Here is a 9,808-nt window from a genome sequence, read left to right on the forward strand (position 1 = left end):
GGGGGCGGCGGCTCGTCCGGCGGCGGGGGCGGTGGCTCCTCGACGTCGAACGTGTTCAGCTTCTCGACCTGCTTCTTGACGAAATTCGTCGCGAGGCCGGTTATGAAGGCATAGCCGAGAGCGACGTGAATCAGCGCGACGATAACCAGCGCGCCAATCTTGCCCCCGCTCATCTTCTGGTCAGAATAGGCCATTCAGCAACGAAACTCCCTCATCCTGCGGCCCTTGGGGTGATCGGACACCGTTGTCCGACCGGGTGTTAACCGTTCCGCAGCCCTTCATGCGATAGGCCACAGACCGCCAAGTCCTATCGCGCCGCTTTTGGCGACGCAAACGCTTTGTCATGCGCAACAAACGTACAATCGAACCGCGACAGAATTATTTCTGTATCGTTCATCAAGGTTGACGTAGGCGGATCGCATGACCTCACCCGCGCTTCGCCGAGTCCCGCACATTTTTCTCGCGCTGCCGCTGATGGCCTTGGCCGCCGGCCCCGCGAGTTCGCAAACCCCGGCCGCACAGGCGGTTGAATCCGCACCGGTTTACGAAGAGGTCGCCGGTCTGGTGATCGACAGCCCGGTCATCGTCGACGCCACCATCCGGTCCGCCGCGCGGATCAAGGGCGCGGAGGCCGCCGGCGTCGCCGCGGGTCACACGCGCTTTTATGTCGAGGCGGATGTCGCGGCACTGATCCGCGGCACCGGCGCGATCCCGGCCCGAATCGGCTGGCTGGTCGATGTCGCGCCTGATTGGCGCGGGCGTACCCCCAGTCTGAAGAAGCGCCGCGTCATCGCCTTCGCCCGCCCCGTCGCGGGGCGGCCCGACCAGCTTCAGCTCGTCACGCCCGGCGCGCAACGCGACTGGTCGCCCGCGCTCGACGCGCTGACGCGGCGGATCGCGCAGGACGCGGCCGCGCCGGACGCGCCGCCGGTCGTCACCGACGTGCGCAACGCCTTCCACGTACCCGGTGCGCTGCCGGGCGAGGGCGAAACGCAGATCTTCCTGAAAACGCGGGACGATCGCCCCGCCGCACTGTCGATCCTGCGCCGTCCGGGCGAACAACCGCGCTGGTCGGTCGCCACCAGCGAGATCATCGACGATTCGGCGGCCGCCCCGGCCCGCGACACGCTGTTGTGGTATCGCCTGGCCTGTTTCTTGCCGCGTGCGCTGCCGGAACGCAGTACCGCGGCATTGTCCGCGGACGATGCCGAGCAGGCGCGTGCCGACTATCGCTTCGTCATCGAGCAGCTGGGCACGTGCCGGAATGGGACAGACGCTAGCGGCGGTGCCGTATCAGAGTGATCCCGATCGATTCGCCGGCCTCGGCGATCGCCAGCTTGACGATCTTCACCTTCACGCGGCGGACGCGGCGGTCCTGGAGGAACAGCGTCTCGGCGATATGATCGGCAACCGCCTCGATCAGCGTGAAATGTCCCGCCGGCGCCAGCGCATCGGTCGCGGCATGGCGCAGGTCGAGGTAGTTCTTCGACGCGCTGAGCGGCGTGTCCGGGGCGTAGCGATCGGGGGCGTCGAGCAGAACGGTCAGCGAGATCCGCAAGGGCTGCGGCAGATGCGTTTCCTCGGAGTAGATGCCGGTCAGCACCTGCACTTCCAGGTCGTGCACCTCCAGTTCCAGCGTATCGTCCATCGCGCTCATGCTTCCGCACTCGGGCGAGCGGCGACGATGCCGTACCAGCGCGCGATATGCTCCGCCCCCTCGGGCAGCGTCAGCCTGGCACGCCGTGCGAAGTCGATCGTGACCAGCGCGGTGATGTCTGCAAAGCTGTAACGATCGCCCGCAACCCATTCATTCTGCGCCAGTTGCCGGTCGAGCGCTGCGGCGAAACCGGCCCACATCACCCGCGCGCGATCGACCAGCGCGGGGATCTGCGCCACCTCCGGCCAGTGACCGGGCAAGCCGCGCCCCGCGAAGGCAGGGATGCCGTTGCGCAGCGCATAGGCGGCCGCGGCATAGCCCTCCGCCTCGATCCGCCGGGTCCAGCCTTCGATGCGCGCGACCTCCACCGGGCGCACCCCGAACAGCGGCGGCTCGGGGTGCAGCACCTCGAAGAAGCGACAGATGGCCGATGATTCGACGATTACCTCCCCGTCGTCCAGTTCCAGCGCCGGCACCACACCGCGCGGCACCAGCGCGCGATAGGCCTCCCCCAGATGCTCGCCCGTCGCCAGGTCGATCGGGACGCGCTCCACCTGGATCGCCTTTTCGGCGAGATAGATCCGCACGCGGCGGGGGCTGGGCGCCCAGGCGGCATCGTAAAGCTTCATCAGACGGTCATTCCGGTTGCGTTCGATCCCAGTCCCGCTAAAGCGCCCGCGCCCGGGCGTCCATGCCCGGTATTGGGCAGGATGCGGCGGTGGTCCAGATGGTGCCGATCACGACGGTGGATGCGGATGCGGTGGAGCGGTTGCTTGACCGTGCGTTCGGCACCGACCGGCACGGCCGCACCGCCTATCGCCTGCGTGTCGGGACCTCCGCGATCCCGGAGCTGAGCATCGCCGCGGTCGACGGGGACGAATTGGTCGGATCGATCCAGTGCTGGCCGGTGCGCTTCGCCGGGGACGACGGGTGTGACGTGCCGCTGGTGCTGGTCGGTCCGGTAGCGGTCGACCCGGAACGCCAGCAGGGTGGCATCGGGCGCGCACTGGTCGCCGCGTCGCTGGCCGCGGCGGACGCGCGCGGCGATGCTCTGATGCTGATCGGCGATCCCGAATATTACGGTCGCTTCTTCGGCTTTTCGGCGGAGGCGACCGCGGGGTGGCGACTGCCCGGCCCGGTCGAGGCACGCCGCCTGCTGGCGCGCGGACCGGGGGTACCCGCCGGTACGGGGGCGATCGGCCCGCGCGTTACGGCGGTCGCCTGACGGTTATCGGCCCTCCGCCCTTTACCCGCGCGGTACGGCTCCCTAACTGGCGGACATGCCGATGGCGCCGCCCCCCGAATTCGATACGCTGACGCTCGCCGACATCGCGCGGCTGGCCGATGCCGACCGCCTGCCGCCGGTCGACCGCTGGCACCCCGATCATTGCGGCGACAGCGAGATGCGGATCGCGCGCGACGGCACCTGGTTTCATCAGGGTTCGCCGATCGGCCGGCTTGCGATGGTGCGCGCGTTCAGCCGCATCCTGCGCCGCGAACCCGACGGCGGCTATGTCCTGGTCACCCCGGTCGAGAAGCTCGACATCGCGGTGGAGGACGCCCCGTTCGTCGCGGTCGAAATGAAAGCCGAGGGCGACGGGCGCGACGCGATGCTGGCGTTTCGCCTGAACACCGGCGAGGTCGTCACCGCCGGCCCCGACCATCCGTTGCGCTTCGAGGAGCGCGACGACGGCCCCCACCCCTATGTGCGCGTGCGCGGCGGTTTGGACGCGCTGGTGTCGCGCGCGATCTACTACGATCTGGCGGAGCGCGCGCTGGCGGGCGACGAGACGCCGCCCGGCGTGTGGAGCGCCGGCGCGTTCTTCCCGCTCCAGCCCGAATGACGGCGCTGGCCGAGCGGCTCGCCGCCGCGCTGGTTTCCCCGGCGGAGACCGCGCTTATCGAAAGCGATCAGGACGATCTGCCGGAACACGATGCGATGGCCGCCGCGGCGGTGCTGGTGCCGATCACCGACCGGCCGCGCCCCGGCCTGATCCTGACCCAGCGTACCGAGACGCTGCGCAAGCACGCCGGACAGGTGGCCTTCCCCGGCGGCCGGATCGATCCGGGCGAGGACGCGGTGACTGCGGCGTTGCGCGAGGCGGACGAGGAGATCGCACTGCCGCCCGATGCGGTGCGGGTGATCGGCGCAGCCGACCGCTATCGCACCGGCACGGGGTTCAGCATCACGCCGATCGTCGCGATCGTCCCGCCCGATCTGGCGCTGGTCCCCAGCGAGGCGGAAGTGGCGAGCGTGTTCGAAGTGCCGCTCGATTTCGTGCTGGACAGTGCGAACCACCGCGCCGTGTCGACGATGTGGCAGGGACGCGAGCGCCATTATTACGAGATGATGTGGCAGGATCGCCGGATCTGGGGCGCGACCGCCGGCATGATCGTGAACCTGTCGCGCCGGCTGCGATGGGGGATATGAGCGGCATCCAGGGACAGCGGCTGCCCGAAGCGCCGTGGCGCCATCGTCCCGGGCTCGACCGGCTGGCGGCGGCGCTGGACGCGGCGGGCGGCCATGCGCGCTACGTCGGCGGCGCGGTGCGCGATACGTTGCTGGGACTGGACGTCGCCGACATCGACATCGCCACCGATCTGCGCCCGGACGACGTGGTGCGGCGGCTCGAGGCGGCGGGGATCAAGGCGATCCCCACCGGCATCGCCCATGGCACCGTCACCGCGGTGAGCGAGGGGACGGTGGTGGAGGTCACCACGCTGCGCCACGACGTCGCCACCGACGGGCGACACGCGGTGGTCGCCTTTGCCGACGATTGGCGCGAGGATGCGGCGCGGCGCGATTTCACGATCAACGCGCTTTATGCCGATCCGGCGGACGGCACCTTGTTCGACTGGTTCGGCGGGCTGGACGACCTGGCGGCGCGGCGCGTGCGGTTCATCGGGGATCCCTATCGCCGGATCGCGGAGGATCACCTGCGCATCCTGCGATTCTTCCGCTTTCACGCGCGCTTCGGCACGACGATCGACCAAGATGCGCTGGAGGCGTGCACCGCGCGCGCCAACGACCTGATGGCCCTCAGCCGGGAACGCATCGCATCCGAGCTGCTGAAGCTGCTGGTCGCGCCGGGTGCGGTGGCGGCGATGGCGGTGATGGAGGAGCGCGGCATCCTGCGCCCCGTATTGCCGGAGATCACCGCGGAGGGCGTCGCGCGGCTCGATACGCTGGCGCGCCGCGAGGCGGCGGACCGCATCGCGGCCGATCCCGTCCGCCGGCTCGCCGCGCTGGTGCCGACCAGCGCAGCCGAAAGCGTCGGCGCGCGGCTGAAGCTGTCGAATGCGGATCGCAAGCGGTTGATCCAGGCGGGCGGCGATGTCGGGGATGAAGGCGCGCGTGCCCTCGCCTACCGCACCGGAACGCAGACCGCGATCGACCGGCTGCTGCTGTCCGGCGGAGAGGTATCGGCGCTGCGCGGCTGGCAGCCTCCGGTGCTACCGATCGGCGGCGGTGCATTGGTGGAGCGCGGGCTGGCACGGGGACCAGACGTCGCACGCACGCTCAGAACGATCGAGGGGCGCTGGATCGCCGAGAATTTCCCCGATGCCGCGCGCGTCGCGCAGATCGCGGACGAGGAAGTCGATCAGCTGTTGCGATCGAGCAGATATTGATAGGCCGCGTCCGCCGCCAGCGGACGCGAATAGGCATAGCCCTGGCCGAAGTTGCAGCCGAGCGCGGCAAGCGTCTGCCCGACTTCGATCGTCTCGATCCCCTCGGCCACCGTCGCCATGCCCAGCGCCTGCGCCAGGCTGAGGATCGCGCGGACGATCGCCACCTTGTCGCGGTCCTGCAACAGGCCGGTGACGAAGCTGCGGTCGATCTTCAGCAGGTCGATCGGCAGCCGCTGAAGCGAGGCGAGGTTCGAAAAGCCGGTGCCGAAATCGTCCATCGCGATCATCGCGCCAAGATCCTTCAGCGCCATCAGCACGTGCGACATGCGATCGGGATCGGCGATGATCGCGCTTTCAGTCAGTTCCAGCTTCAGCCGCTCGCCCGCCAGTCCGGCGGCGGCCAGCGCATGTTCCACCGCCTGCGGGATGCTGTCGCGCTGCAGCTGGATCGGGGACAGGTTGACCGCAAGGCTGATCCCGCAATTGCCGCCGTGGCGCGCATCCCATGATGCCAGCGTGCGCGTGGCGGTGCCCAGCGCCCAGCGGCCCAGCGGCACGATCAGCCCCGATTCTTCCGCCACCTGGATGAAGCGCGCCGGATCGTGGGATACGCCGTCTTCGTCGGTCCAGCGCGACAGCGCCTCGAACCCGCTGACCCGACCGGTCGCCAGATCGCAGATCGGCTGAAAGACCAGCGACAGCTGATCGTTCTCGATCGCGCGCCGCAGCGCGGTTTCCATCGCGAATTCCTCACGCGCGGAATCCAGCGCGTGGGTGTGATATGCCTCGGCGACCTTCGACGCCTTTGATTTCTTCATCGCCACCTGCGCGTGGCGGATGACGTCCTCCGCATCGGAAACGGTCGGATCGCCGAACGCGATGCCGATCGCGCACGACACGCGGATTTCGTAGTCGCTCAGGCGGAACGGCGTCGAAAGGACGTCGCGGATGCGGCGCGCGACATGATCGACTTCCTGCGCGCTCTGGTCGATCGCCAGCAACACGCCGAATTCGTCCCCGCCGGTACGCGCCAGCACGTCGCGCGCGCGAAGCGCGCCCTTGATGCGACGCGCGACGGTGATGAGCAGTTCGTCCCCGGCCAGCGAGCCCAGACAGGCGTTGAAGCGGCTGAATCGCTCCAGGTCGATCATCAGCACCGCCCAGCGCCGCGCGCCCGCGCCCATCATTGCTTCCAGCGCATCGGTAAACCCGCCGCGGTTGGGCAGGCCGGTCAGGCTGTCGGTCGCCATTTCGCGGCGCAGCGTATCTTCGGTGCGCACCTCGGCGGTCTGATCGACCAGCGACACCATGCACACCGGGTCGCGGCGATGAGTCATCCGCGACAGCGTGATGCGATAGTGGCGCCGCTCGACGGCGGCGCCCGCCTGCCAATCCACTTCCGTGCGCAGTTCATCCGATTGCAGGAAATCGGTGACCAGCGCGACCAGTCCTTCCTCGCTCGCCAGCCCCGCGCGGGCGAAAGCGCGGTTATGGATTTCCCAGACCGTACAATCACCCTGTAGGCGGGCCATCACCAACGGGATCGGAATGAGTTCGAGCGCGCCCTCGCTTGCGGAGAGGCCCGGCCCCACCACATGCGGGGTAAAGGCTCCCCCCCTTTCCGCTGTCGCCCCGACTGCCATCAGGATGGCTAATAAGGTTAAGTCGTTAAAGGTGACTTACGGCGCGACGCCGGTGTGCCGCCGCGTTCAAAAGCGATTGTCGCGCGGAAATCCGGTGGGTGCCATGCGACCTGCGGCCCCGCGCGCGGTGCGCCACGGGGTCAGATCCGCCTCGGTGCGCACGCGCCCGCTCGCACCGCCCATCGCCCAGCTCAGCCCGTCCGCGAACACCAGCGTGCGCGCGTCGGCCAGCCCGCCATCGCGATAGCGTTGCAGCTGCACCCCTTGCCCGCGGGTCATTTCCGGCAATTCGCCGATCGGAAACACCGCCAGCTTGCGATTGTCGCCGATCACCGCGACGTAATCGTCGGCGGCGCCGACCGGGCGGACCAGCATCAGCCGCGCGCCGATGCGCGGCGTCATCACCGTCTTGCCCTTGCGCGTTTCGGCGACGACTTCCGCCGCCGGGACGACGAAGCCCCGCCCGTCGCTCGCCGCCACCAGCAGCCGCTGCGCGGCGGCGGCCCGCAGGAACGCGACGATCGGCACGGTGCCGTCCAGATCGATCGAAGCGCGCACCGGCTCGCCGAACCCGCGCCCGCCCGGCAGCTTGTCCGCCGCCAGGGTGTAGAAGCGCCCGTTGCCGGCGGCGAGCAGCAGCTTGTCGGTGGTGTGCGCATGAAACGCGAAGGCCAGGCCGTCGCCTTCCTTGAACTTCATCGTCTCCGGCGCGGACAGGTCAACGTGGCCCTTCATCGCGCGCACCCAGCCGCGTTCGGACAGGATGACGGTAATCGGCTCGCGCTCGATCATCGCCTCCAGCGGGATGTCGCGCGCCGCGGCCTGTTCCTCGATCGCCGTGCGTCGCCGCCCCAGCGGAGTTTCTGCACCATAGCGGTCGCGGATCTTCGCGAGATCGCGCTTCAACCGCGTGCGCTGGCGCGCCTCCGACCCCAGCAGGGTCGTCAGCTCGCCCTGCTCCTTCTCCAGCGCGTCGCGCTCGCGCCGCAACTCCATCTCCTCCAGCTTGCGCAGGCTGCGCAGCCGCATGTTAAGGATCGCCTCCGCCTGCCGGTCGGTCAGCGCAAATTCGGCGATCATCACCGGCTTCGGCTCGTCCTCGGTACGGATGATCTCGATCACCCGGTCGAGGTTGAGGAAGGCGATGATATAGCCGCCCAGCAACTCGAGCCGGTCGGCGATCTTGCCGAGCCGATGCTCGGTCCGCCGGCGCAATACGACAAACTGATGGTCGACCCATGCGGCCAGCGCCTCGCGCAGGCTCATCACCCGCGGGGTGCGATCCTTGTCGAGGACGTTGAGGTTCAGCGGTACGCGCGTTTCGAGGTCCGAGAGCCGGAACAACCCGTCCATCAACACCTGCGCATCGACGGTGCGGCTGCGCGGCTCCAGCACGATCCGCACCTGCTCGTCCGATTCGTCGCGCACGTCCGCCAGGATCGGCAGCTTCTTGTCCTCGATCAGCGCGGCAAGCTGCTCGATCAGTTTCCCCTTGGCGACGCCATAGGGAATTTCGGTGACGACCAGATGCCAGCCGCCGCCCTTCTCCACCACCTTGTCGATCCGCGCGCGAACGCGGAACGCGCCGCGGCCGGTGGCATAGGCCTCCGCGATGATCGCGGGCGCATCGACGACCAGGCCGCCGGTGGGAAAGTCCGGCCCCTTCACGAACGCCAGCGGATCGGCGGTCCGGTCGTCGACTAGCGCGATCGCGGCATCCAGCAGCTCGGCGGCATTGTGCGGCGGGATGCTGGTCGCCATGCCGACCGCGATCCCGCTGGCGCCGTTGGCCAGCAGATTGGGGAAGGCGCCGGGGAACAGCTCCGGCTCCTGCTCCTCGCCGTTATAGGTCGGGCGGAACTCGGTCGCGTCCTCGTCCAGGCCGTCCATCAGGTCGATCGCGACCTGCGTCAGCCGCGCCTCGGTATAGCGATAGGCGGCGGCATTATCGCCGTCGATATTGCCGAAATTGCCCTGACCGTCGACCAGCGGGTAACGGAGCGCGAAATCCTGCGCCAGCCGGACCATCGCGTCATAGACGGACTGGTCGCCGTGCGGGTGATATTTGCCGATCACGTCGCCGACGACGCGCGCGCATTTCTTGTAGCCCGACGCCGGATCGAGCCGCAGCAGCCGCATCGCCCACAACAGCCGGCGGTGCACCGGCTTGAGCCCGTCGCGCACATCCGGCAGCGACCGCGCGGTGATCGTCGACAGCGCGTAAACGAGGTACCGCTCCGACAGCGCGCTGTCGAACGGCGCATCGAACGTGCCCACGGCGGGGTTGTCGGGAAAGTCGGTCAGATCGGTCTTGGCCATCGGTGGACCGCGACTAGCAGGCGCACGCGCATCCGTTAAGAGGGGTGTCGATGCCGACAGCTACGCTGCCCCGCCTGTTGATGCTTGCCACCGCCGCGCTGGCGGGATCATGCTCGCCAACCGCCATGACCGCCGACCGCACCGCCGCTTTCGCCCCGCTGACCTGGTATGACCTGACCCGGCGCCCGCGCCCCGCAGCCGACGTCACGGTCGCCTATGGCGCAGATGCCCTGCAGAAGGTGGACGTGTGGGTGCCACGCGGGGCCGGACCGCATCCGGTGGTGGTGATGGTGCACGGCGGCTGCTGGCAGACGTCGATCGCCGACCGGCGGCTGATGGACTGGGTTGCGGGTGACCTGCGCGATGCCGGCGTCGCGGTGTGGAACATCGACTATCGCGGGGTGGACCGCGACGGCGGCGGCTATCCTGGCACCTTCCGCGACGTCGCGCAGGCCGCCGATGCGCTGCGCGACCATGCCGCGCGATATCACCTCGATATTCGCCGCGTCGTCGCGATCGGCCATTCGGCGGGCGGGCATCTTGCGCTGTGGCTGGCGGG

At 68.9% G+C, this 9,808-nt stretch carries 10 protein-coding genes and 1 pseudogene; 6 read left to right on the top strand and 5 right to left on the bottom strand.

Annotation, left to right across the window (positions count from 1 at the left end; translation table 11 throughout):
- Positions 1 to 194: pseudogene (locus AX685_RS01925) on the bottom strand (energy transducer TonB); the annotation flags it as partial.
- A gap of 367 nt (positions 195 to 561) precedes the next feature.
- Between AX685_RS01925 and AX685_RS01930 the strand changes: the two are divergent.
- On the top strand, positions 562 to 1,302 hold the full coding sequence (locus AX685_RS01930) for a hypothetical protein (RefSeq protein ID WP_231738508.1): 741 nt from the start codon (positions 562 to 564) through the stop codon (positions 1,300 to 1,302).
- Here AX685_RS01930 and AX685_RS01935 read toward each other — a convergent pair.
- Both AX685_RS01935 and AX685_RS01940 read right to left on the bottom strand, forming a co-directional pair.
- On the bottom strand, positions 1,277 to 1,648 hold the full coding sequence (locus AX685_RS01935) for a dihydroneopterin aldolase (protein ID WP_066484847.1): 372 nt from the start codon (positions 1,646 to 1,648) through the stop codon (positions 1,277 to 1,279). The genes AX685_RS01930 and AX685_RS01935 overlap by 26 nt on opposite strands.
- A gap of 5 nt (positions 1,649 to 1,653) precedes the next feature.
- Positions 1,654 to 2,286, bottom strand: a complete 633-nt coding sequence (locus AX685_RS01940) for a glutathione S-transferase family protein (RefSeq protein WP_066484831.1) — start codon at positions 2,284 to 2,286, stop codon at positions 1,654 to 1,656.
- An 89-nt stretch (positions 2,287 to 2,375) separates the two neighbouring features.
- On the opposite strand from AX685_RS01940, the gene AX685_RS01945 reads away from it, so the two are divergent.
- From AX685_RS01945 to AX685_RS01960, 4 genes are read left to right on the top strand one after another with little or no spacing between them, the layout of a single operon-like run.
- On the top strand, positions 2,376 to 2,882 hold the full coding sequence (locus AX685_RS01945) for a GNAT family N-acetyltransferase (RefSeq protein ID WP_066484853.1): 507 nt from the start codon (positions 2,376 to 2,378) through the stop codon (positions 2,880 to 2,882).
- A 55-nt stretch (positions 2,883 to 2,937) separates the two neighbouring features.
- Positions 2,938 to 3,501 (top strand): DUF1285 domain-containing protein, encoded by a 564-nt coding sequence (locus AX685_RS01950; RefSeq protein WP_066484836.1) that lies wholly within the window; start codon positions 2,938 to 2,940, stop codon positions 3,499 to 3,501.
- Positions 3,498 to 4,088 carry a CoA pyrophosphatase gene (locus tag AX685_RS01955; RefSeq protein WP_066484839.1) on the top strand — a complete coding sequence of 197 codons (591 nt, stop codon included), beginning with the start codon at positions 3,498 to 3,500 and terminating at the stop codon, positions 4,086 to 4,088. Before AX685_RS01950 ends, AX685_RS01955 begins: the two co-directional genes overlap by 4 nt.
- Complete coding sequence (locus AX685_RS01960) at positions 4,085 to 5,287, top strand: CCA tRNA nucleotidyltransferase (protein ID WP_082740434.1); 1,203 nt, start codon at positions 4,085 to 4,087, stop codon at positions 5,285 to 5,287. Before AX685_RS01955 ends, AX685_RS01960 begins: the two co-directional genes overlap by 4 nt.
- Here the strand turns inward: AX685_RS01960 and AX685_RS01965 are convergent.
- Both AX685_RS01965 and parC read right to left on the bottom strand, forming a co-directional pair.
- On the bottom strand, positions 5,260 to 6,819 hold the full coding sequence (locus AX685_RS01965) for a putative bifunctional diguanylate cyclase/phosphodiesterase (RefSeq protein WP_231738506.1): 1,560 nt from the start codon (positions 6,817 to 6,819) through the stop codon (positions 5,260 to 5,262). The genes AX685_RS01960 and AX685_RS01965 overlap by 28 nt on opposite strands.
- A 177-nt stretch (positions 6,820 to 6,996) precedes the next feature.
- Positions 6,997 to 9,249, bottom strand: coding sequence for a DNA topoisomerase IV subunit A (gene parC / locus AX685_RS01970; RefSeq protein WP_066484844.1), 2,253 nt, complete (start codon positions 9,247 to 9,249; stop codon positions 6,997 to 6,999).
- Between the two features lie 50 nt (positions 9,250 to 9,299).
- Here parC and AX685_RS01975 point away from each other — a divergent pair.
- The coding region (locus AX685_RS01975) for an alpha/beta hydrolase (protein WP_231738507.1) at positions 9,300 to 9,808 on the top strand (509 nt) is incomplete at its 3' end.

The sequence above is a fragment of the Sphingomonas sp. CCH9-F2 genome (assembly GCF_001556735.1).
GTDB classification, from domain to species: domain Bacteria; phylum Pseudomonadota; class Alphaproteobacteria; order Sphingomonadales; family Sphingomonadaceae; genus Sphingomonas; species Sphingomonas ginsenosidimutans.

Coding starts and splice junctions, on each gene's coding strand:
- AX685_RS01935 (WP_066484847.1), bottom strand. CDS start 1,648: ATGGACGATACGCTGGAACTGGAGGTGCACGACCTGGAAGTGCAGGTG.
- AX685_RS01940 (WP_066484831.1), bottom strand. CDS start 2,286: ATGAAGCTTTACGATGCCGCCTGGGCGCCCAGCCCCCGCCGCGTGCGG.
- AX685_RS01950 (WP_066484836.1), top strand. CDS start 2,938: ATGCCGATGGCGCCGCCCCCCGAATTCGATACGCTGACGCTCGCCGAC.
- AX685_RS01955 (WP_066484839.1), top strand. CDS start 3,498: ATGACGGCGCTGGCCGAGCGGCTCGCCGCCGCGCTGGTTTCCCCGGCG.
- AX685_RS01960 (WP_082740434.1), top strand. CDS start 4,085: ATGAGCGGCATCCAGGGACAGCGGCTGCCCGAAGCGCCGTGGCGCCAT.
- AX685_RS01965 (WP_231738506.1), bottom strand. CDS start 6,819: ATGGCCCGCCTACAGGGTGATTGTACGGTCTGGGAAATCCATAACCGC.
- parC (WP_066484844.1), bottom strand. CDS start 9,249: ATGGCCAAGACCGATCTGACCGACTTTCCCGACAACCCCGCCGTGGGC.